This is a genomic window from Pseudomonas sp. FP2294 (genome assembly GCF_030687625.1).
In the GTDB taxonomy this organism is placed as follows: Bacteria; Pseudomonadota; Gammaproteobacteria; order Pseudomonadales; family Pseudomonadaceae; genus Aquipseudomonas; species Aquipseudomonas shahriarae.
Map to the genome: position 1 here is coordinate 944176 of NZ_CP117441.1, position 22336 is coordinate 966511.

20 protein-coding genes, 1 tRNA gene and 1 pseudogene are annotated in these 22336 nt (G+C 60.7%); 14 read left to right on the forward strand and 8 right to left on the reverse strand.

Features of this window, described 5'->3' with window-relative positions:
• Positions 1–9: 9 nt before the first annotated feature.
• Positions 10–441: pseudogene (locus PSH73_RS26945) on the forward strand (methyl-accepting chemotaxis protein); the annotation flags it as partial.
• Positions 442–476: 35 nt separating this feature from the next.
• Here PSH73_RS26945 and PSH73_RS04015 read toward each other — a convergent pair.
• Together PSH73_RS04015 and PSH73_RS04020 are read right to left on the reverse strand one after the other, a co-directional pair.
• The gene (locus PSH73_RS04015) at positions 477–992 is read right to left on the reverse strand and encodes a GNAT family N-acetyltransferase (RefSeq protein ID WP_057442037.1); all 516 of its coding nucleotides are present in this window, start codon (positions 990–992) and stop codon (positions 477–479) included.
• Positions 993–1146: 154 nt separating this feature from the next.
• Positions 1147–1956, reverse strand: a complete 810-nt coding sequence (locus PSH73_RS04020; RefSeq protein WP_057442033.1) for an AraC family transcriptional regulator — start codon at positions 1954–1956, stop codon at positions 1147–1149.
• A gap of 153 nt (positions 1957–2109) precedes the next feature.
• Between PSH73_RS04020 and ddlA the strand changes: the two genes are divergently transcribed.
• Positions 2110–3204 (forward strand): D-alanine--D-alanine ligase, encoded by a 1095-nt coding sequence (gene ddlA, locus PSH73_RS04025; protein WP_057442032.1) that lies wholly within the window; start codon positions 2110–2112, stop codon positions 3202–3204.
• A gap of 116 nt (positions 3205–3320) precedes the next feature.
• On the opposite strand, the gene ggt is transcribed toward ddlA, so the two are convergent.
• A complete protein-coding gene (gene ggt / locus PSH73_RS04030; RefSeq protein WP_305461985.1) occupies positions 3321–5165 on the reverse strand; it encodes a gamma-glutamyltransferase in 1845 nt (614 codons plus the stop codon).
• A 309-nt stretch (positions 5166–5474) separates the two neighbouring features.
• On the opposite strand from ggt, the gene PSH73_RS04035 reads away from it, so the two are divergent.
• On the forward strand, positions 5475–7529 hold the full coding sequence (locus PSH73_RS04035; RefSeq protein WP_057442027.1) for a TonB-dependent receptor domain-containing protein: 2055 nt from the start codon (positions 5475–5477) through the stop codon (positions 7527–7529).
• 194 nt (positions 7530–7723) lie between these two features.
• Here PSH73_RS04035 and PSH73_RS04045 read toward each other — a convergent pair whose 3' ends face one another.
• Together PSH73_RS04045 and PSH73_RS04050 are read right to left on the reverse strand one after the other, a co-directional pair.
• A complete protein-coding gene (locus PSH73_RS04045; RefSeq protein WP_252117623.1) occupies positions 7724–7990 on the reverse strand; it encodes a hypothetical protein in 267 nt (88 codons plus the stop codon).
• A 283-nt stretch (positions 7991–8273) separates the two neighbouring features.
• Positions 8274–9275, reverse strand: coding sequence for an SLAC1 anion channel family protein (locus PSH73_RS04050; RefSeq protein ID WP_170060234.1), 1002 nt, complete (start codon positions 9273–9275; stop codon positions 8274–8276).
• 115 nt (positions 9276–9390) lie between these two features.
• Between PSH73_RS04050 and PSH73_RS04055 the strand changes: the two genes are divergently transcribed.
• Both PSH73_RS04055 and PSH73_RS04060 read left to right on the forward strand, forming a co-directional pair.
• The gene (locus tag PSH73_RS04055; RefSeq protein WP_057958274.1) at positions 9391–10347 is read left to right on the forward strand and encodes a GlxA family transcriptional regulator; all 957 of its coding nucleotides are present in this window, start codon (positions 9391–9393) and stop codon (positions 10345–10347) included.
• Positions 10348–10409: 62 nt separating this feature from the next.
• Positions 10410–11015: a nucleotidyltransferase domain-containing protein gene (locus tag PSH73_RS04060; RefSeq protein ID WP_169990518.1), complete on the forward strand. Its 606-nt coding sequence runs from the start codon at positions 10410–10412 to the stop codon at positions 11013–11015.
• Between the two features lie 164 nt (positions 11016–11179).
• On the opposite strand, the gene PSH73_RS04065 is transcribed toward PSH73_RS04060, so the two are convergent.
• Together PSH73_RS04065 and PSH73_RS04070 are read right to left on the reverse strand one after the other, a co-directional pair.
• Positions 11180–11620 carry a hypothetical protein gene (locus PSH73_RS04065; RefSeq protein ID WP_128593266.1) on the reverse strand — a complete coding sequence of 147 codons (441 nt, stop codon included), beginning with the start codon at positions 11618–11620 and terminating at the stop codon, positions 11180–11182.
• A 140-nt stretch (positions 11621–11760) separates the two neighbouring features.
• Positions 11761–11837: transfer RNA gene (locus PSH73_RS04070), tRNA-Met, on the reverse strand.
• 387 nt (positions 11838–12224) lie between these two features.
• Here PSH73_RS04070 and PSH73_RS04075 point away from each other — a divergent pair.
• The gene (locus PSH73_RS04075) at positions 12225–13442 is read left to right on the forward strand and encodes an MFS transporter (protein WP_057958276.1); all 1218 of its coding nucleotides are present in this window, start codon (positions 12225–12227) and stop codon (positions 13440–13442) included.
• Positions 13443–13480: 38 nt separating this feature from the next.
• Here the strand turns inward: PSH73_RS04075 and PSH73_RS04080 are convergent, their stop codons facing one another.
• A complete protein-coding gene (locus PSH73_RS04080; RefSeq protein WP_057437724.1) occupies positions 13481–14032 on the reverse strand; it encodes an RNA polymerase sigma factor in 552 nt (183 codons plus the stop codon).
• Between the two features lie 262 nt (positions 14033–14294).
• On the opposite strand from PSH73_RS04080, the gene sctW reads away from it, so the two are divergent.
• Genes sctW through sctR form a run of 8 tightly spaced genes read left to right on the forward strand, consistent with a single transcriptional unit; the run spans position 14295 to position 22333 of the window.
• A complete protein-coding gene (gene sctW, locus PSH73_RS04085) occupies positions 14295–15386 on the forward strand; it encodes a type III secretion system gatekeeper subunit SctW (RefSeq protein WP_169990135.1) in 1092 nt (363 codons plus the stop codon).
• Positions 15383–17479 (forward strand): type III secretion system export apparatus subunit SctV, encoded by a 2097-nt coding sequence (gene sctV, locus PSH73_RS04090; protein WP_198830825.1) that lies wholly within the window; start codon positions 15383–15385, stop codon positions 17477–17479. The genes sctW and sctV overlap by 4 nt, the downstream gene beginning before the upstream one ends.
• A gap of 57 nt (positions 17480–17536) precedes the next feature.
• Positions 17537–18442 carry an FHA domain-containing protein gene (locus PSH73_RS04095; RefSeq protein ID WP_305420539.1) on the forward strand — a complete coding sequence of 302 codons (906 nt, stop codon included), beginning with the start codon at positions 17537–17539 and terminating at the stop codon, positions 18440–18442.
• Positions 18439–19797, forward strand: a complete 1359-nt coding sequence (locus tag PSH73_RS04100; protein ID WP_200656617.1) for a FliI/YscN family ATPase — start codon at positions 18439–18441, stop codon at positions 19795–19797. The genes PSH73_RS04095 and PSH73_RS04100 overlap by 4 nt, the downstream gene beginning before the upstream one ends.
• A complete protein-coding gene (locus PSH73_RS04105) occupies positions 19784–20209 on the forward strand; it encodes a YscO family type III secretion system apparatus protein (protein WP_057958281.1) in 426 nt (141 codons plus the stop codon). The genes PSH73_RS04100 and PSH73_RS04105 overlap by 14 nt, the downstream gene beginning before the upstream one ends.
• Positions 20206–20664, forward strand: a complete 459-nt coding sequence (locus PSH73_RS04110) for a type III secretion system HrpP C-terminal domain-containing protein (protein ID WP_057958282.1) — start codon at positions 20206–20208, stop codon at positions 20662–20664. Before PSH73_RS04105 ends, PSH73_RS04110 begins: the two co-directional genes overlap by 4 nt.
• Positions 20661–21683, forward strand: a complete 1023-nt coding sequence (locus PSH73_RS04115; RefSeq protein WP_305461989.1) for a FliM/FliN family flagellar motor switch protein — start codon at positions 20661–20663, stop codon at positions 21681–21683. Before PSH73_RS04110 ends, PSH73_RS04115 begins: the two co-directional genes overlap by 4 nt.
• Positions 21680–22333 carry a type III secretion system export apparatus subunit SctR gene (sctR, locus tag PSH73_RS04120; RefSeq protein WP_057958284.1) on the forward strand — a complete coding sequence of 218 codons (654 nt, stop codon included), beginning with the start codon at positions 21680–21682 and terminating at the stop codon, positions 22331–22333. Before PSH73_RS04115 ends, sctR begins: the two co-directional genes overlap by 4 nt.
• Positions 22334–22336 lie beyond the last annotated feature (3 nt).

Consider the following 22336-nt stretch of genomic DNA (forward strand, 5'->3'; position numbering starts at 1 on the left):
GTGGAGGTGATGCGCGACCTGGCCAAACACATGGAACAGGCGGGTGAGGGGATCGAGGCCCTGAATGCTCAGTCCCAGGTGATTGGCAGTATCGTCAAGACCATCAGCGGGATTGCCGAGCAAACCAACCTACTGGCGCTCAACGCCGCCATCGAAGCGGCCCGTGCCGGCGAGCAGGGGCGCGGGTTTGCGGTGGTGGCCGATGAAGTGCGGCAGTTGGCCTCGCGTACCAGCAAAGCCACTGAAGAAATCGTCGGCGTGGTGCGCCAGAACCAGGACATGGCCCGCGATGCCGTGGCGCTGATGACCGATGGCCGGCTGCAGGCCGAGCAGGGGCTGTCCCTGGCGGCCGAGGCCGGTACGGTGATCGTCGAGATCCAGGACGGCGCGCAGAAAGTAGTGAGTGCGGTTGGCCAGTTTGCCAATCAGTTATCCAGCTAGGCCGCAGGCCGGCTCAAAGGCAGGAGCTGTGTTTGTCAGGGGGCATGGACCTCGAACAGCAATAGGTCGAACCACTGCCCGTCGAGCAGGAACGCCTTGCGTGAATGCCCATACTGGGTAAAACCGCTGCGCTGCAACACCCGCAACGAACCCGGGTTCTCCGGGCGCACAGTGGCCTCGATGCGCTTGAGGGCGTGCTCGCCAAAGGCTTTTTGCAGGCCCAGTGCCACAGCTTGCCGGGCCAGGCCGCGCCCCGTGAACTCGGCCCCCATGCGATAGCCCAGGGACGCTGAGTGATAGTAGCGGCGGCGCACCTGGGTAAAGTTGATCCGCCCCACCAGCACGCCGTTTTCGCGGATCAGGTACTGATAGGCGCGGTCTTCACTGGCCTCCAGCAGCGCACTCTCGATGGCGCGCTGTACCCCTTCCACGTTGTAGTAAGCCTCGGGCCGGGCATTGATCCAACTTTCGAAAAAGGCCCGATTGGCCAGCTCGAACGCCAGCAGCTCGTTCACGTCATCCCACTGGGGGGGCGTCAATGTCAGGTTCATCCGTGGAAAACCTCGCGGTGGTGGTAGCGCATCCTTTCTTCTCACACTCGGGGCGCTGGTGGCAATGAGGCTGGGGTCATTGCGGTCCGGACCTGTTCTGCAGGCGGCTTGGATTTTCTGTAGGAGCGAGCTTGGTCCTACCGTTTCTATTGGCTTATCGGCCTAGCATCTTCACCCACCGCGAAGGCGGTATGCCAAAGGTACTGCGAAACTGCCGGGTCATGTGGCTCTGGTCGGTGAACCCGGCGATCAGCGCCGCATCCACCAGTGACTGGCCCTGGCCCAGCAGGTTGCGCACCAGATCCAGGCGGCGCATGGTCAGGTAACGATAGGGGCTGGTGCCGAACAACAGGCGAAAGTCCCGCGACAAGGCCCAACGATCCCGCCCGCAGTGCGCGGCCATTTCATCCAGGGTGATGCTGCGCCCCAGGGCGCTGTGGATAAATTCCCGGGCCCGCTCGGCGGCCTGGTAATCAAACGTCTTGCGGCTGACGCTGATGCCCGACGCGTTGTTCAGGGCGTGGGCCAGGTCGAACAACGCGTCCTGCTCCTGCAGCGGGTCCAGCGGGCAGTCGAGCTGCTGCACAAAGGCCTGGCAGGCCCGGTGCAGCCATGGGTCGTTGGACAGCCCGTTGTGGATAAACGGCAACGGCTTGCCGCCGAGAACCTGCTGGATCTGCGCCGGCTCCACATAAATCATCCGGTACTTGAAGCCCTCGTCGCTGCCGGCCCAGCCATCGTGGACTTCGTCGGGGTGGATCACCATGGTCGTGCCCGGCAGGCTGTGGGTCTGGCCGCCGCGATAATGAAAGCTCTGCACACCGAACAGGGTATGGCCGATGGCGTACGTATCGTGGCGATGAGGGTCGAAGCCGAACCCGGAGAAATATGCCTCGATCCGCTCCAGGCCGCTGGCATGAGGCGCCCGGTGCAGCCAGTCGATATTTGCAGTGGGTTTGCCCATGGGATGTTTTCGAAATATGTCGGATGGAGTTACGTTAACTGAGTCTGGGGCGGCTGTCTGCCAGGGTCTTGAACGATTGTGCGCGGCCTCAACGGTGGCAGGCTGCTGACCGCTCGTGGTAATAAACCCAACATTTCAAATGTGAGGCAGGTTATGAGCAAGTTGCGGGTAGGTATTATTTTTGGTGGGCGTTCGGCCGAGCATGAAGTGTCCTTGCAGTCGGCACGCAACATCGTCGACGCCCTCGACCGCACGCGCTTCGAGCCGGTACTGATCGGCATCGACAAGGCCGGCCACTGGCACCTCAACGACACCTCGAACTTTCTGCTCAACCAGGAAAACCCGGCGCTGATCGCCCTCAACCAGTCCAACCGCGAACTGGCGGTGGTGCCGGGCAAGGCCAGCCAGCAACTGGTGGAAACCTCGGGCCAGGGCTTGCTGGAACACGTCGATGTGATCTTCCCCATCGTCCACGGCACCCTCGGCGAAGACGGTTGCCTGCAAGGCTTGCTGCGCATGGCGGACCTGCCGTTTGTGGGTTCCGACGTGCTGGGGTCGGCGGTGTGCATGGACAAGGACATCAGCAAGCGCCTGTTGCGTGATGCCGGTATCGCCGTGGCGCCCTTTATCACCCTTAACCGTGGCAACGCGGCACGCACAACCTTCGATCAGGCTCGGCAAAAGCTGGGGTTGCCCCTGTTCGTCAAACCGGCCAACCAAGGCTCCTCGGTGGGCGTGAGCAAGGTGGCTGACGAAGCCGAGTACCTGGCGGCGATTGAACTGGCCCTGGGTTTCGATGAAAAAGTGTTGGTGGAGTCTGCCGTCAAAGGCCGCGAAATCGAATGCGCGGTGCTGGGCAACGAGCGTCCCATCGCCAGCGGTTGTGGTGAGATCGTGGTGCGTGACGGCTTCTATTCCTACGACAGCAAGTACATCGACGACCAGGCCGCCCAAGTGCTGGTGCCGGCGGACATCAGCGTCGAAGCCAGCGAACGCATTCGTGCCCTGGCCGTCGAGGCCTTTGAAGTGCTGGGCTGCGCCGGGCTGGCGCGGGTCGATGTGTTTCTTTGCGAGGACGGTGAAGTACTGATCAATGAGGTCAACTCACTGCCAGGGTTCACGCGCATCAGCATGTATCCCAAGCTGTGGCAGGCGGCGGGGATGAGCTACAGCGAACTGGTCAGCCGCCTGATCGAGCTGGCGCTGGAGCGGCATGGGATGCGCAAGGGGCTGAAGATCAGTCGCTAAGCTTCAACCGCCATCGCCGGCAAGCCAGCTTCTACAGGGTATGGCGTATTCTGCCGTTAACTTTGTAGGAGCCGGCTTGCTGGCGATGAGGCCCGTAAAGGCGATACAACCCTGGGTCAATCCCCCAACGCTTCCCCTTCACGACGCGGATCCGCGCCCCCACTCCAGGTCGCCTTACCCTGGGCATCGCGTACTCGCACGATGGCCTGGGTGCCGCTGGTCATCTCGATCTCGCTCAAGGTATGCCCTCGTTCCTTGAGCGCCGCCTTCAACGGCTCGCTGAACAGCCCTTGCTCCAGCTCGGTCGCGCCGTTGCGGCTGCCGAAGTTGGGCAGGCTGATGGCGGCTTGCGGGTCGAGGTTCCAGTCGAGCATGCCCACCAGGGATTTACTCACGTATTCGATGATCTGCGATCCGCCGGGGGAGCCGACCGTGGCCAGCAGCTCGCCACTTTGGCGGTCGAAGACCAGGGTTGGCGCCATGGACGACCGGGGGCGTTTGCCCGGCTCGATGCGGTTGGCCACCGGCTGGCCGTTTTCCTCGGGGATAAAGGAAAAATCAGTCATCTGATTGTTCAGCAGGAAGCCCTGAACCATGACGTGGGAACCGAACGCGGCTTCGATGGTGGTGGTCATCGACACTGCGCCACCCAGGTCATCCACGGCCACCACTTGCGAGGTGGAAATGCGCAGCGGCGAGCGATCCGGCGCGTAGGCCACTTGAACGCCCATCGGTTGGCCGGGCTTGGCCACGCCCATGCTGCGTTCGCCGATCAATCCTGCGCGGCTGGCCAGGTAGCCGGGGGCGACCAGGCCCGCGACCGGCACCGGGACGAAGTCCGTATCGGCGACGTATTGCCCACGGTCGGCGTAAGCCAGGCGATCAGCTTCGGCAATCAGATGCACCGCTTCGGGCACCGGTTCCAGGCCGGCGGCTGTCGCGCTCTTCACCGGCTTGAGCGGCGCCAGGGCCCAGCGTGGGTCGCGGGCTTCGAGGGCCTGCAAGGTGCCGAGGATCTGCGCAATGGCCACCCCGCCTGAAGAGGGCGGTGGCATGCCGCACACTTGCCAGCGCTTGTAGTCGGTACACAGCGGCGCGCGCTCCTTGGCGCGGTAGCCCTTGAGATCGTTCAGTGCAAGGCGCCCCGTGTTCTGATGACCCTGGACCTTGCGTGCAATCTCTTCGGCGATCGGGCCGTGGTACAGCGCGTCGGGTCCTTCCTTGGCGATGCGCTTGAACACATTGGCCAGCGCCGGGTTTTTCAACAGGGTGCCGGTGGCTTTCGGGCTGCCGTCGGCGTTGAGGAAGTACGCCGCCATGTCCGGTGACTGGCTGATGTAGCGGTCGGCGGCGATCAGGCTGTGCAGGCGCGGGGAAATCGCAAAGCCTTGCTCGGACAGCTGGATCGCCGGCGCAAACAACTGCGCCCAAGGCAGGCGGCCGCTGTGTTCGTGGGCCATCTTCAGCGCGCGCAGCACACCGGGGGTGGCGACTGAACGACCACCGATCTGCGCCTGGGTAAACGCCATCGGTGTGCCGTCGGCCTTCAACAACATATCGGCCGTGGCGCCGGCCGGTGCCGTTTCACGGCCGTCATAGGCCCGTACCTGCTTGCCATCCCACAGCATGATAAAGGCGCCACCACCGATCCCCGAGGACTGCGGCTCCACCAGTGTCAGCACCGCTTGCATGGCGATGGCCGCGTCAATCGCCGAGCCACCCTGGCGCAGGATCTTGCGCCCGGCTTCGGCCGCCAGCGGGTTGGCCGCCGCCGCCATATGGCGTTCGGCGTGGCGTACCGTCATGTCCGTGCGATAACCCGAACCCAGCTCCGGGGCGGGCGGCAGGTCGGGGGTGCTGGTGCTGTTGCAGGCACCGAGGCTGAGGGCGGCGATGATCACCGAGAGGCTGGTAAGGCGCTGCAAGCGTAGGTTGAAAAGCACGCGCTGAACTCCGTTCATTTTGAGAATGATCTGTTGTCCCTGGGGTGATGCTTGGCGGGTAAAACGCACCTGGCAGATATCTGCGGGGAGGAGGGCGGACACTAACAGCGGGAGACAGGAGCGTCAAAATCCCCCCTCCGGCTTCGGCGTTCTCGGCCATCTTGGCCTATGACCAGGCGTGGCGCAGACAACAAATTTGTTTCAACCGCATGGGGTTGTTGCGAGATTTTTCAAAAACGTCTTTCTAAATGATAAGGATTTGCATTACGATCCTTGGCCTTTAATGCTCCACCATGGTGCATATTGGCCCAACAAGGACTGTTTGCAATGAAAACCCCTCCCTGCCTTTTCAGCTCTCTTTTCCTCACCGCCGGCGTGCTGATCGCCGCCCCCGTGTTGCAGGCAGAAGAGATTGGCGAGGTCGATAAACACGCCGTCACCGAACTCGATACCTCATTCGTCACCGCCACCGGCGGCGCCACGGACCTGCGCGACGCACCGGCCAGCGTCAGCGTGATTACCCGCGAAGAAATCGAGCGCCAGCCGGTGTACGACCTCAATACCCTGCTGCGGCGTGTACCCGGGGTCACCGGTGGCTTCGGCCCGGTGGGCGAGCAATCGAAAATCAAACTGCGTGGCCTGGACGACAAGTACACCTTGATCCTGGTGGACGGCAAACGCCTCGGTGGTTCCGGAGACTTGAGCTATCGCCGCGACCTGGCGCGCCAGGACCTGAACTGGATCACCCCGAACATGATTGAGCGCATCGAGATCGTGCGCGGCCCCATGTCGTCGCTGTACGGCTCGGATGCCATGGGCGGGGTGATCAACATCATCACGCGCAAGGTCTCGAGCACCTGGAGCGGTTCGGCCAACGTCAACACCACGATTCCCGAAGATTCCGACCGTGGCCAGACCACCCAGACCAGCCTCAACCTGTCCGGGCCGTTGACCGAGTCCGTGGGCCTGCGCCTGGGCGCCAACCTGACCCGGCGGGCCGCCGATGAGGTCACGGCGCGCCTGGATAAGGATGGCGAGTTCATGTACGGCGACGGCGCTGGCGGCGCCAAGGACCACAGCGTCAACGCCTTGCTCGACTGGAAAATCAATGACGAGCAAAGCCTGTCGTTCGAGGCCGTGCATGGCGTCGAGCGCTCCTGGTCGAGCAAAAAGACCTTTGGCGATTGGGGCGAAACCCTCGGCGCTGGCTTCGGTCCTGGGCGGTTGATTCGCGACAGCTACTCTGTGTCCCACAGTGGGGACTGGAGTTTCGGTACCTCGAAGGTCGACCTGTACCTGAACAAATTCAAGAACGACATCGACTGGGGCAAATCCAGCGCCGAAGAGAAAATCGCCGAAGGCAGCCTGAACATTCCGTTTGAGTTGTTGCTCAGCCAGCGCATGACCGTGGGCGGGCAGTGGAAGCGTGAAGAACTGACCAACAGCGACACCCTGGGCACGGTGCCTGTGGACTACCAGGGCGCTGCGGTTTCCGGTTCGTCGCTCAAGGGTGACTACTCGGCCGCGTTTATCGAAGATGAGTTGTACCTGCTCGACAACCTGGCCCTGACCCTGGGCAACCGTTTCGACCACAGTCAAGACTATGGCAACCACAACAGCCCGCGGGCGTACCTGGTCTACCATCCGCACCCGGACTGGACCGTGCGCGGCGGTGTGTCCAAGGGCTTCCGTGCGCCAAGCCTGAAAGAGGGCAGCGCCGGTGCCGCCACTGAATCCGGCGGTCGCGGTTGCGGCTCCTTGAAACCCCTGGGTTATGTGAGCGGCAGTTGCTGGATGGCCGGTAACCCGAACCTGTCGCCAGAGACCAGCGTCAACAAGGAAATAGGCGTGTCCTTCGACCGTGACGGTTGGGAGGCCAGCCTGACCTACTTCCACACCGACTTCGAAGACAAGATCGAATACGCGCCACTGGGCCAGTTCCAGGGTCGCTGGTGGACCATGCTGGAAAACGTCGAAGAAGCGCGCACCCGCGGCTGGGAAGGCTCGGTTCGCGTACCACTGACCGATTCCCTGGACTGGCGCACCAACGCCACCTACATGCTGGAGAGCAAAAACCTGTCCACCGGCGAAGACCTGATCAGCGCGCCCAAGTTGTCGGCTTTCAGTGCAATCAACTGGCAAGCCACCGACACACTCAACACCGAACTGTCGGCGCAGCATGTCGGCAAGCAGCGGGGTGTGGGTAACGACTTCGTCAAGTCCTACACCACCTACGACCTGACGGCGAACCTGGCCGTGACCAAGTGGTTGACGCTCAATGGTGGCGTGCAGAACTTGCTGGATGAAGATGCGCGGGATGGTTCGACGACGTTCTATGTGCCGGGCCGGGCGTTTTTTGCCGGGGCTACGACTTACTTTTGAGGTGTAGCCATGCCCCGCGAGCAACAGCTGCTCGCGGGCTTGCTGATGGCTCAGTCCATTTTAGGATTGATCAGGCGCCATTGATCTGAAGGTAGGCGCGTGCCTTGCCTTCGGTTTCGAATCCTAAGTGCGTTAACAGACGCGCGCTGCGCAGGTTCTCCGGTCGGTCATTGGCCATGATCCGGTGCAGCTTCCTACCCTCGATGCTCATCGCTATCGCGCATCAGCACGTGCAAGGCCTCGCCTCTGGCGGCTTTGTGCTCCATCAACTGCAGCCGTTGAGTCACGGCATCAAGGTTGAAAAAACCACCATCTCGCAGCGGTTCCCACGGTTGGAGATAGGTACGATTTTCCAGCAAATAAGTGTGCATTGTTGCCGCATGAGATGCATGGGGCGTGCGCAGTACCAACCGATGGGTCGTCAGGGGATCAACAAGGGGAACTGCCTTGTTACCTTTCAACGTTCACCTCGGATCATTTGGTGATAAAGGTAGCGATAGAGCCGTTGCGGGCGAGCCCGCCTGATGGCGCAAATCTTTCACATAACTCTTGCCTGGCCATTGTTCGGTTTGCTCGCGATCAAGGCTGGCAACGGCCCGGTCTGGCGCTTGGGGAGTAGCATGGTTGATGGGAGCCATTGTCTTTGGCGGTGTACGCTAGGTGGGTTAGCACTCAGAGCCGGCATGACGATGCGCAAAGGCAAAAAAGCGAGCCGGTTAAGGCTCGCCAAAGGGAGGTAAAAGGTCAGTTGGCCAACAGTTTGCCGCTGAACAGGCTGGTCAGGGTTTTCACCAGCAGCACGCTCAGTGCCACAGTGAGGAACAGCAGGATCACAGCGGCGATGACCATCAACACGCTGCTGTCCTGGGCATGTGCATATTTCAACGCTGCGTTGCTCAGCGCTGCGATGGGGAAGCTGATTGCCCACCATGAAGGGGCAAAAGGCACATCCCGACGGAACACTTTGAAGCTCAGCACCACGAACAGGAACAGGCCGAAGTAGAACAACACGCTGGCAAACCGGTCGATCTCGCCGAATACGTTGGTGTAGGCCAGAAAACCTACTTCAAAGGGGGCAATCAGGATCATCAGCGAAGGCACCATGCCTTTGGCCGGAGCGGCCTCATGCACCAGCCGCGAAAAGATTCGGGTGAAGAGTACCAGCGCCAGCACCGCACCCACGGCGAGGGCAAACAGGTTGAACTCAGTCGCCCAGGCCATCGGCATATGCGCACCGGTTACCGCGATATCAAGGGTGGCAACGCCTGGAATCAGCCAGGCAGGTACGGCATTCAACGGGTCCTGATTGCCCGACAACAGACGGTAAACCACGAAGCCTGCGAGCAGCACCGTCAGTGCGCTGCCCAGTATCCAGAGAGCCTGTCCGAGCCATTCGTTGTGGGCCCCCGCGACTGCCGAAAGCAACAGCAGTGCAATGGTGACGGTGCCAAAAAAGTTGCTGGCAATCGGGTGGTTGAACTCGGCCTTGACCGCTGCTGGATGTTTCACCCATTTGGTCAGGTAACCCAGGGTCAACAGCACGAATACCAGGCCGGCCAGCGCGCCAATGGCCTCACCCAAGCTGCCGCCGACGCCGTAATACTGACCACTCAAGCGCCAAGCCAGGGCCAGGCCGGCCAAACCCATCACTGAGCCGAATAAATTGATAGGCAGGTTTTTGATCGAAGTTTTGCTGACGGTTACCGCTCGAGCGGTATCGACGGTGGGGGTGTATGCAGTGTTCATGCTAGTCTCTTGATTGACTGAATTTGCTGTTGTGGATATTTTCAGCCAAATAAACATTGGCTGAAATAGTCATAAAGCGATGTATTCAGCCAATTATTCGACAAGGACAGACATCATGCGTATCACCCTTCTGGCATTCCCTCGTGTGCAACTGCTGGACGTCGCCGGGCCCGCCGATATCTTTGCTGAAGCCGCCAAGCAACTGGGGAACCCGCGTGCCTATCGGGTCGAAGTCATCGGTACCAGCAAGGGCCTGATCAAAACCTCAAGTGGTTTGAAGCTTGGCATTGATGAAACCTTCGAAACATATAAGGGCAAGGTCGACACCTTGCTCGTGGCCGGCAGCCCACATATCAACGAAATCGCGCATGACCCTGCGTTGCAAGATTGGCTACGCCGGCAAGCCAAATCCGTCCGTCGTATCGGCTCAGTCTGTAGCGGTGCTTTTTTGCTGGCCGCCGCAGGTCTGCTCGACGGGCGCCGTGTCACCACCCATTGGAATTCCAGCGCAAGGCTTGCCAAGGAGTATCCGCACACCCACGTCGATCCGGATAGCATCTTTATCAAGGACGGCAACATCTACACGTCGGCGGGTGTTACGGCGGGCATGGACCTGGCGTTGGCGCTGGTCGAAGAAGATTACGGCAGAGAATTGGCGCTCAGCGTGGCCCGTGAAATGGTGATGTTCTTCAAGCGGCCTGGCGGGCAATCGCAGTTCAGCGCGCAACTGGCAGCGCAAACCGCCGAACGCAGCGTGATCCGGGACGTGCAGGAATATGTGGTGGAGCACCTGAAGGCCGACTTGAGCGTCCCTGCCTTGGCCGCCCGCGCCGGTATGAGTGAGCGAAACTTCGCCCGTACCTTCAAGGCTGAAGCCGGCTCGACCCCGGCCGAATTTGTCGAATTGGCCCGCATTGATGCGGCCAGACGGCTGATTGAAGATGCCGATGTTTCACTTAAACGCTTGGCCGATACAGTCGGTTATGCCAATGCGGACGGGTTCAGAAGGGCATTTATGCGCCGTCTCGGCGTTGGGCCAAGTGATTATCGAAAGCGGTTTTCATTGATGTGATGCGTGAGTGGCCCAATGCGCTAGGCATGCCAGTAATTTTCAGAACGATCGGAGATCAGGTTATGACGGACAAGGCTCTGGCGCCGGATCAAGAACTATGGCGTTCATGGACGCCCGCTGAGTTGGCTGTTCGCCTGAAGACCGTCTCGCTCCCCTGGTGCGTTGTCGGCGGGTGGGCGCTTGACCTATGGCACGGCGAAAAGACGAGGGAGCATGACGATATAGAGTTCACCCTGTTGCGAGACGATTTTTCGGAGTTCCGGCACGCGCTTGGCGACCTTGATATGTACACCGCGAAGGCCGGAGTGCTCACTTTTCTTCCCGTGGGTCAAATCCCAGGATTAGACATTCAGCAGGTGTGGTGTTTCGACCCTGTTGCTCAAGCCTGGCGGGTGGACATGATGATTGAATCAGGAAGCCCTGAAGTATGGGTATACAAACGGGATGGGTCTATCCGGTTTCCCCGTACCGAAATGTTGTATCTGAGCAGTGAAGGCATTCCATATTTAAGGCCTGCGGCGATCCTCTTGTTCAAAGCCCTGCACGTGCGGCCAAAGGATGAGGAGGATTTTCACAAGGCCTTGCCGACGCTGCCCGATGAGGAGGTGGCGTGGCTGAGGCGGCATTTGCTGAAGCTTCATCCGGGGCATCACTGGATAAGCCATTGATCAACAATTGCCCGCTGCATTGGGTTCTCCCTTTTGAGGGCGCATCGCCACACTTCTGCGGTCCCGACGCGTCGCGCAGTATCAAGCTCCTGAGCGACCCTGGTTTGAGCCTCGGCCATTCGCATCTCCAGCTTACGCTTTACTGAGCGAACTTGAGCGTAGGGTCAGGGCTGCGAGTGCTCGGCATAGATTGCCATGACCTTTTCGTAGCTGTCGGTGTTGAGGAAATCATTCTCGTATGCGCCCTGAACTTTTGCCCTGCCACCTTCGATCCCGGAGAGTGCAATTGCGACAGCGAGTGAATTGTTGTGGCCGCACTCCTCGACGGGAAAACCACGTAGCAGGATATCCGCGACGCCCTTCAACACTGGAGGTGGCAGCTTCTCAAGGTAGTAAGCAGCAGCGGGCGGTGCGTCGCCTTGATAGTCTTTTTCGTCAATTGCGATCTGCGCCAGTTGGACGAGAAAACGGGTGCAGTTGGCGTGAGATAGAAAGAATGAGTCCGCGATCTGGGACGAGTGCCAGCAAAGAATAAGCAGTTCGCGAAGCGTCTCTTCTGATGGGATGCCTTCATCGATGATGGTCTGCGCCCGAGCTTCCGCCATGTGCTATTGAAGCATGCGTGTGGGCCTACACAGAGGGGAAGGATGGGGTAGAGGTAGACAGCCAGAAACAAGAAAACCCGCACGAGGCGGGCTTCTTGAGGTGATTCATAGACTGCTGTAGACATCTATGGATCGGTACTTGGTGGCTACACAGGGACTTGAACCCCGGACCCCAGCATTATGAATGCTATGCTCTAACCAACTGAGCTATGTAGCCAAGTGGCGCGCATTATTCGCGTAGAACGGGAATGCGTCAAGCGCTTTTTTTGAAAATTTATCTACGCTATCAACTGTTTAAGGAAAAACACCGGGTGAGGCGACCAGTGGCTGGGGATTTGTGCACTTCACCAGGCCGCGAACATCTGAGTGTGGGGCTTGCCTGCGATGGCATCTGATACACCGAGTTGCCTGCATCGCGGGCAAGCCCGGCTCCCACACAAGCCCGCACACATTTGATTTGTGGCGCGTTCGGCGCCTGGCTGGTGTTCGCTGCAACGATTCACCTACTCGTTAGCCTGCTAACGGGATAGCCTTCCTGCCCCATTAAGTGGCACATTGTCACACCTGCACCTGTGCATCCATCTGCTGTACGGAAACGTTTCTCATGGCCCTTACCAATTCCCAGCCTTCAGTGGCTACGGCGCCGGCCGCGGCGCAATCCAGCCCGTTGGTCATGCGTATCATCGGCGCCGTGGCGCTGGCGCACTTGATCAATGACTTGATTCAGGCGGTGTTGCCGTCGATCTACCCGATGCTCAAGCAAAGCTATGGCCTGACCTTTACCCAGGTCGGCCTGATTACCCTGACGTTCCAGCTCACGGCCTCGCTGCTGCAGCCATGGGTGGGGTATTACACCGACCGTCATCCCAAGCCGTTCCTGTTGCCCTGCGGGATGATCTGTACGCTGGTGGGGATTTTGATGATGTCCCAGGTCGGCAGTTTCCCGCTGATTCTGCTGGCGGCGGCGTTGATCGGTATTGGCTCCTCGACCTTCCACCCGGAGGCGTCCCGCGTGGCGCGCCTGGCCTCGGGTGGGCGTTATGGCCTGGCGCAGTCGACCTTCCAGGTGGGCGGTAACGTGGGTTCGGCGTTTGGCCCGTTGCTGGCGGCGGCGATCATCATTCCGTTCGGCCAGGGCAATGTCGCCTGGTTCGGCTTGTTCGCGGTGTTTGCCCTGGGCGTGCTGTATGCGATCAGCCGCTGGTACCGCAACCATTTGAACCTGTTCAAGCTCAAGCAAGGCCAGGCCGCCACCCATGGCCTGTCGAAAAACCGTGTGCTCGGCGCGCTGGTGGTGCTGGGGCTGTTGGTGTTCTCCAAGTACTTCTACATGGCCAGCTTCACCAGTTACTTCACCTTTTACCTGATCGAGAAGTTCGACCTGTCGGTGGCCAGTTCCCAGTTGCATCTGTTCCTGTTCCTCGGCGCGGTGGCGGCGGGTACGTTCTTTGGCGGGCCGATTGGCGACAAGATCGGCCGTAAGGCGGTGATCTGGTTCTCGATCCTCGGTGTGGCGCCGTTCACCTTGCTGTTGCCCCATGTCGACCTGTTCTGGACCAGCGTGCTCAGTGTGGTGATCGGTTTTATCCTGGCCTCGGCGTTCTCGGCGATTGTGGTGTACGCGCAGGAATTGGTACCGGGCAATGTAGGGATGATCGCCGGGGTGTTCTTTGGCCTGATGTTTGGGTTTGGCGGGATTGGCGCGGCGTTGCTGGGGTATCTGGCAGATATTCATGGCATCGAGTACGTGTACACGTTGTGCTCGTTCCTGCCATTGCTCGGGGTGCTGGCGATTCTGTTGCCTCGCACGAAAAAAGCGTAAAGCCGTAAGGTTTGCCCTATCCCTGGGCGACACCTTTCCTACTGGTAGGGGTGAGACTTTGTCGCGCGTTTGAGCTGTTCCCGCGCCCGGGACAGTCGGGAGCGGACGGTACCAATCGGGATCGCCAGGGCGTCGGCGGTGTCCTGGTAGCTGCCGTCGGTTTCCAATGAGGCATACAAGGTATTGCGCATTTCCAGGGGCAGGTGCTGGATGGCACTCAGAGTATTTTCCAGGCGGCGGCTGATCTCAAATTGGCGCGCCAGATCCTGTTCTTCGTTCTGCCCATGGGAGAGCGCTTCGTCGAACTCGCAATGCACCGGCTTGGCATAGAGGCGGCGGAAGTGATTGCGGATCAAGTTCAGCGCGATCCCGCACATCCAGGTGCTCAGTGACGCCTGCGCGCTGAAGTGATGGCGGTTGCGCCAGGCCTCCAGATACGTCAGTTGCAGGATGTCGTCCGCATCCTCTGGGTTCAGTACGCGTTTATGAATGAACCGGCGCAGGCGCTTGTGGTGGTCGTCGGACAGATCTTGGATGGATTGGCTAGGGTCACGGGGTAAATTAACTAAAACACTGATAGGGATATCCATGATTTTTCCTCAGGGTAGAAGCAGTCGAAATGGTTTCGACGAGAACCCTGTTAGCACCGCTTGTGCCAAGCGCGGAAAGTCTCTATCTGGTTGATAAATATAAGGAAATATCTTGTTTTAGGTGTTTTTCATGCAAGGCCTTGCACAAAGCATCATGAGTTTGTGCAGGTATTTTCATTGCCCTGGGAAATGACGGCGAAGATGGAACTGTATCGGGTGCTGTAGCCACACAAGGATACGAATCTCTTGTCCTGGCACTCCCATGAAAGTCGATCCCAACCTTGATGTGCAAAATCACCCGCAGTTGAATCAGCCGGCATCTACACGGTTCGAGAGTGGGCCGTCGTCGCTGATAAACGCCCCCATCGCTGACGATTTCAGTGAGATGTTCAGCCAGGAGGTCGCACGCAACGCCACGTCCCTGAGCGAGCGTCAACTGGGCTTGCGTACGCCTCCGGCCGAGCAGTTGGTCCAGCTCTATGAGCAACTGGGTCATCCGGCCCAGGCGAAAATGGCGACCATTGCCCGTAATGTCAGGGGGCAATTGCTGCTCCGCGCCGGCGTCGGCAAAATCATGCAGATCACCGGCAACGACCCGGCGCGGGCCTATGTGGTGCTCAAGCACGTGGCGCTCCAGGCGGATGCTGAGGGGCGTACTGCGGAGGCTAGCCTGGCACGCAGTTCCCTGACTGATCTGGAGAACCACTACCAGCCGCAGATCCAGGCGGGCCTGAACACGGCGATGGCGCTGCAGGCCGGCAGCGATGACCCACAGATGCGCCAGGCGGTGCGCAGCCTGTATTACACCAGCGTGGTCACGACCCAATCGCTGGCGACCCTGATGCAGTCGCTGCTGGGGCTGTATGGTGAAGGTGACTTCGAGACGGGGCTGAAGCTGATCCGCCGGGCCCTGGCCGATGATATTGCCGCGCAGACCTCGTCGGTCGATCGGGGCCAGTTGCGCACTTTGCTGTTGGGCCTGAACGACTGCAGCCGGCTGAGCGGCGTGCTCGCGCGCTGCAAGGAGCTGATCGGGCGCTCCCTGCTGTTGTACCCCGAACTGCATCTGGATCCGCTGGGTCTGTTGCAGCGCTTGCTGGGGTATGCGGCCAACGGTCTTACGCCCCACGAAATCAAGCACCTGGCCAGGGACCTGGGGGGGAGTGAGCTGTCTCACCAGTTGAGTTCCCTCGGCGCCTTTTTTCCCGAGCTCAAAGCCTTGCCCCTGGCCTGGTGGTGCGATGCAAGACGGCGCGAAGAGGCCGTGAACAGCTACAAGCAGGTGCTGCTTGAATACGCCATGCAGGAGCGAGGCGCGCGACATACCCACACGTGGCCAGGGCTCAAGGCATGAGTGCGTTGCGGGCAATCAACGGGGTGCTGTTGAAGGTTGCACAGCGTGCCGAGGTGCTGGGCGCGGTGGTCGTCATGGCCATTGTGTTTATCTTTATCGTGCCGTTGCCCACCTGGCTGGTGGATATCCTGATTGCGGTCAATATCTGTATTTCGTGCCTGCTGATCGTGTTGGCGTTGTACCTGCCGGGGCCGCTGGCCTTTTCCTCGTTTCCGTCGATCCTGCTGCTGACCACGATGTTTCGCCTGGCGTTGTCGATTGCCACCACGCGTCTGATCCTGCTGGAGCAGGACGCCGGTGACATTGTCGAGGCGTTCGGCAACTTTGTGGTGGGCGGCAACCTGGCGGTGGGGTTGGTGATCTTTATGATCCTGACCCTGGTGAACTTCCTGGTGATCACCAAGGGCTCGGAACGGGTTGCGGAAGTGGCCGCGCGTTTCAGCCTCGATGCCATGCCCGGCAAGCAAATGTCCATTGACAGTGACCTGCGTGCCGGCCTGATTGATGGCAACCAGGCCCGTGACAAACGTGAGCAACTGTCCCGTGAAAGCCAGTTGTTCGGGGCCATGGACGGGGCGATGAAGTTCGTCAAGGGAGACGCTATCGCCGGGCTGATCATTGTGGTGATCAACTTGCTGGGCGGTTTTGCCACCGGCATGTTCCAGCATGGCATGAGCGCCGGCGACTCCATGGCGTTGTACTCGGTACTGACCATTGGTGACGGCTTGATCGCGCAGATCCCGGCCCTGCTGATCTCGCTGACGGCCGGCATGATCATCACCCGTGTGGCGCCGTCCGGTCGCAACAAAGGCAGCAACAACATGGGCGCCGAGATTGCCCGGCAAATGACCAGTGAGCCCAAGAGCTGGATGATCGCCTCGGTGGGCATGCTCGCGTTCGCGACGCTGCCGGGGATGCCCACGGTGGTGTTTATCCTTATTTCGCTGATGACCGGCAGCCTGGGTTATTACCTTACGCGCCAGCGTCAGCGTGAGCAGCAGGCGCAGGAACCGGTCGCCGATACCCTCCCGCCGGAGCAGAACGGGGTGGAGGACTTGCGTGGTTTCGATCCGTCGCGGCCTTACCTGTTGCAGTTTCCGCCGGCCCTGCAGGATAGCCCGCTGGTCACTGAAGTGATCCACGGGGTGCGCCAGAGCCGCAATAGCCTGGTGACCCAGATCGGCTTGACGCTGCCGCCGTTTGAAGTCGAGTTTGCGCCTACGCTGGCCGACGATGAGTTTCGCTTCTGCGTGCATGAAGTGCCCATATTGAAAGCCACCCTAGGTCACTGGGTCGGCGTGGAGCTGGCGGCACTGTCGGCCGAGCCTGAAAGCGGCAGCAGGGGCCTGGTGGAGCGTGATGAACAGGACTGGGTCTGGTTCACCCCCGATGACCCGGTGCTGGCGGACGAACACCTGGCGCGCTCGACGGCGTACAGCTTGCTCCAGGAGCGGATGACCCGGGCGATGTTGCTCAGTGGCCCGCAGTTTCTCGGGATTCAGGAGAGCAAGGCGATTCTCAGTTGGCTGGAGTTCAACCAGCCGGAGCTGGTGCAGGAGCTGCAGCGGATCATGCCGCTGTCGCGGTTTTCATCGGTGTTGCAGCGCCTGGCCGGTGAGGGCGTACCCCTACGGGCGGTGCGGCTGATTGTCGAGGCGCTGATCGAACACGGTCAGCATGAGCGTGAGCCGGATGCCCTGGCTGACTATGCACGCATAGCCCTCAAGTCGCAGATTCTCCACCAATACAGCGAAGTCGACGGCCTGCATGCCTGGCTGCTGTCACCCCACACCGAAAACGTATTGCGCGATGCCCTGCGCCAGACCCAGACGGGGGTGTTCTTTTCCCTGGATCACGAAAGCAGTGCGGCGCTGGTCAGCCTGCTCAAGCAAGCCTTTGCCGTGCGCCCCAAGAGCAAGAGCGTGCTGCTGGTGGCGCAGGACTTGCGCAGCCCCTTGCGCACCCTCCTATTGGAAGAGTTCAACCATGTGCCGGTCCTGTCGTTCGCCGAGCTGAGTGCTTCATCCAAGGTCAAGGTGCTGGGGCGTTTTGATCTGGCCCGGGACGATCTGATGCGCGAGGAGGTGGCATGAGGGCGTTAGTGAGTCTTGCGCGGGCCAATGTCGTTCCAGCGGTAATGAGGCTCGATGATGTTTGAATTGCGCGTGCTTGATGGTCTGCACCAGGGGGCTGCGCTGCCACTGTTTGGCGGGCAATGGCTGATTGGGGCCCACCCGGATGCTGATCTTTCGCTGTATGACGAAGGTATTGCCGAGCGGCATGTGCTGTTGCGTTGTATCGAGCAGCGCTGGTCGGTGCAGGCCGAAGAAGGGCTGGTGCGGGCCGGCGACGGTCGGCTTCTGGCGCAGATTGCCGACCTGGCACTGGGTAGTCCTTTTACGATTGGCAATGTTCGCCTGTGTGTCACCCTGGCCGACCAGCCTTGGCCGCAAGCAGCGATGCCTGCTGCCGATGCGCCTGCGCCCAGGCCGGTCGGCCAGGCGGTGCCGGCGTTAACGTTGTCCTCGATTTCCGGGCCGCAACAGAAGCGCATGCTCAGCCTGGTGCTGGTGATTGCCGTCATCATTACGGCGGTGGGCCTGGCCACCACGGGCGACCACGAGGCGCAGGCGTCGTTGATGCCGGTGAAAAGTCAAAAAAACGAGCTGGACTCACCCTACGAAGTCCGCCAGCAACTGCTGAAAATGCTCAACGAGCGTGAGCTGGGTCATCGGATCCGCCTGCAGGTGATCAATGGCCAGGTGGCTCTGGACGGTGACGTTTCCCTGGACGAGGTGGGAGTGGTGTCGCGCATGCTCAGTCGTTTTGGCGAGCAGTTCGAGACCTCCGTGCCGGTGATCAGCCGGGTCAAAGAGCGCAGCGCCGTGTTCCCTTTCAAGATCCTGCAGATCGTCGGCGGGCCCAATGGGCATGTGGTCCTGGATGAAGGCAGCCGGCTGTTTGTCGGGGATGAAGTGGATGGCTTGCGGCTGGTCCTGATTGATAACAGCAAGGTGGTGTTCGACGGCGTGCAGCGCTATGAGGTGCGCTGGTGAGTGGCGAGCTGCAGGCACGCCTGGAGGCCTGGCAGCAGGACCGATCACAGGCCCTGGCCAATTTTGCGCCGGTCTCGGTACGTGGGCGTATTCAGCGGGTCAACGGCATGTTGCTGCAATGCCGCTTGCCCGACGCGCGTATTGGCGATTTGTGCCAGGTGGAAAAGTCCACGGGCGACTACATGCTGGCCGAGATTATCGGTTTCGATCAGCAGGATGCGGTGCTCAGTGCCCTGGGCAACCTGGAAGGCGTGCGCGTGGGTGCCAGTGTCGAGCAGTTGGGGGTTGCGCATCGGGTGCGGGTTGGCGATGACCTGTTGGGCCAGGTGTTGGACGGCTTTGGTCGCCCGATTACGGGGGAGGGGGCCAGCGCCTTTGTCGAGGCGCACGCCCACGATACCAGCCTGGTGTTGTGCGAGGCGCCGTTGCCCACCGAGCGGCCGCGGATCCACCGCGCATTGTCCACCGGGGTGCGTTCGATCGACGGCCTGCTGACCCTGGGTGAAGGCCAGCGCGTTGGCCTGTTTGCGGGGGCCGGCTGTGGCAAGACCACGTTGCTCGCGGAGATCGCCCGAAACGTCGACTGTGATGTGATTGTGTTCGGCCTGATTGGCGAGCGGGGCCGCGAGTTGCGCGAGTTTCTCGATCATGAACTGGATGAGCGACTGCGGGCCAAGGCGGTGCTGGTGTGTGCGACGTCCGACCGTTCAAGCATGGAGCGCGCCCGGGCTGCCTTCACCGCCACGGCACTGGCCGAAGGCTACCGACGCAAGGGCAAGCGGGTCCTGTTGCTGATCGACTCCCTGACCCGTTTTGCCCGGGCCCAGCGCGAAATCGGCCTGGCCGCCGGCGAACCGCTGGGGCGTGGCGGCCTGCCGCCGTCGGTGTACAGCTTGCTGCCGCGTCTGGTAGAGCGCGCAGGGCTGACCCGCGAGGGGGTGATCACGGCGATCTATACGGTGCTGATCGAGCAGGACTCCATGAGCGATCCGGTGGCCGATGAAGTGCGCTCGCTGCTCGATGGCCATATCGTCTTGTCGCGCAAATTGGCCGAGCGCGGCCACTACCCGGCGGTGGATGTGCTGGCCAGCCTGTCACGGATTTTGAGCAACGTCGCCGAGCCCGCGCATATCCAGGCCGGGACGGCACTGCGTCGCTTGTTATCGGCGTACCAGCAGATCGAGCTGATGCTCAAGCTGGGGGAATACCAGCCCGGCAACGATGCCCTGACGGACCTGGCCGTGGACAGCCGCCAGGCGGTGGATGGCTTCCTGCGCCAGGACTTGCGCGAGCCGGCACCGATGCCGATGACCCTCGATCAATTGATGAGCCTGACCACCCATGTCCCTTTCTGAACTCGACACCTTGCGGCGTCTGCGCAGGCATCGCGCCGACCGCGCCGAGCGCGCGTTGCGTGAGGCCAAGCGGCACCAGCAGGCCTTGTTGGCGCAAATCCAGCAGGCCCAGCAAGCCCTTGAGCAGACCCGCCTGGAGGAAATCCAGAAAACCGCAGAGCTGTTGGAGAAGCACCAGGGGCAGGTGCTCTCGCTGTCCCAGCTCAAGTCCTGGGGGACCCAGGAGCGCACTTTGTCCGCCGGAACCCGGCGCGAAGAAGGGCAGTTGCATGAGCTGCATGGCCGGCGTGAGGAGCAGGTGGTGCAGGTCGCCAGTGCGCAGCAACAGGTGAGCCAATGCCTTAAAGAGGTCGAGAAACTTCAGGAGTTGTCCGTTTTGTTGGCTCAGGAAGCAATACAGGAAGAAATATGACGCAAGTTCCAGCAAGCAAACCCGAACGCCCGCGTCTGCGTGAGCCTCGGGACGACAGGGAGCCGGTGATGGTGGGCGGCTTGGCCAGGGAGCTGGGGCAGTTGTTTACTCATCTGCTTGGCGACACCGACGAGAGCGCCGGTTACGGCCCATCGGCCACGGGTGCTGCGGCGTCCGCCGATATCTTGATGATTGAAGCCATGACCGGCCAGTTGCTCCCCCAGATCCGTGGGGGAGTGCAGTGGCCCCTGCAGGCGTTGCTGTATCTGCCGCGCCTGGGCCGGATCAATGCCAGTGTGCGTCGTGAACAGGGGGCCTGGAGCATAGAGTTGGCGGCAGAACAGGAGCTGACCGCCCGTTGGCTGGGGGGCGTGCGCCAGTGCTGCGAGGAGCGTTTGGCCGAAGGGTTGGGCCAGCCGGTCAATGTGCATCTGGTGCATGTGGGGACGGCATGATCCTGCCGACCTTGGTCATTCCATCGGTCAAAAGCGGCACGGTGGCGGCGAGGCTTCGTTTGGGGCGCGGCTTGCGCATGGGGTTTACGGTCCAGGACCAGCAGGGAGAGTTGCTGCTGGAACCCGGGCGCGCGCCCAGAAGCGCTGCCCCCCTGTATTTCGACAGTGCTTGCGGCCTGCTGGCCTTCAGCGAGCCGGGGCCGATGTTCAGCCTGCTGGGGGAGTGCCCGGTGACGCTGGCAGAGGCTGGCAATGATCCGGATTCCTGGTTCTGGGAGCTGTTCCAGCACCACTTGAGCCCTCAGGTGCGAGCGCTGTTCGGTTACCTGCGCCTTCGCACGCCTCCTGGAAAACTGAATTTCGGTTGCCGGCTTACGGTGACGCTGGGGCCCTCCAGGGTGGTGGGGTATCTGTTGCTGACCCCTGAAAGTCTGTTGGCGCTGTGCGAGGCGGGGCAATGGCAGCCGACGGCCCAGCCATTACCGGCCTCGTTTCAACTGGCGATTGCCGTGACGCTGGGGCGCTTGCAGCTACCCCTGACCCAGGTTCGCAGCCTGCGTGTCGGTGATGTGGTGATGCTGGAACAGGCCTTTTTCGATGTGCACGGCAATGGTCGGTTGCGGATGGGAAGGCATCGCGTGCATGGGCGCCTTGATGATGAATCGGGGTCTGTGTGCCTGACACTTATATCTATCGAGGAGACGTCTGTGGACGAGGATCTTTCAGCACAACATTACTCAGGGTATGACGAGCATGATCTTGATGAACCCGTGGTAGATGTTTTTGGCCATGAGCCTTTCGATGAGTTGAGCATGGCCTTGAATGTGCGCTGTGGGACCCTGAACCTGACCCTCGGGGAGCTGCGCAATCTGGCCCCCGGCGCGGTGTTGAGCATCGCGGGCTACGCCCCGGGCATGGCAGGGCTTTACTACGGCGATCGACCGATTGGTCAGGGCCAGTTGGTGGAGGTGGATGGACGCCTCGGCTTGCAGTTGTCCCGTGTGATTTTCGCGCGATGACTTTTCAGGGGATCGACCCCATTGTCCTGGCGTTGTTTCTCGCGGCATTGTCGTTGATGCCTATGTTGTTGATTGTCTGCACGGCCTTTCTGAAAATCGTCATTGTGCTGATGATCACCCGCAACGCGATTGGCGTGCAGCAGGTGCCGCCCAGCATGGCGTTGAACGGCATAGCGCTGGCGGCAACCCTGTTTGTCATGGCGCCCGTGGGATATGAAATGGCACAGAATGCCAAGCAATTCCCCGTGGACATGAGCAGCGTGCAGCGCCTGCAAGAAACGGGGCTAGAGGCGATAAAGCCGCTGCGCACCTTTATGAGCCGCAACACCGACCCGGACGTCCTGACCCATTTGGTGGAAAACACCGCGCGCATGTGGCCGCCGGAGATGGCGCAAAACGCCCATCGCGATGACCTGTTGCTGCTGATCCCGGCTTTTGTGCTTTCGCAGTTGCAGGCAGGGTTCGAGATCGGCTTCCTGATCTATGTGCCCTTTATCGTCATCGATCTGATTGTTTCCAACCTGTTACTGGCGCTGGGCATGCAGATGGTCTCACCCATGACCATTTCCTTACCCCTCAAGTTGTTGTTGTTCGTGCTGGTGTCCGGGTGGTCGCGCCTGCTCGACAGCTTGTTCTTTTCTTATCTCTGAGTG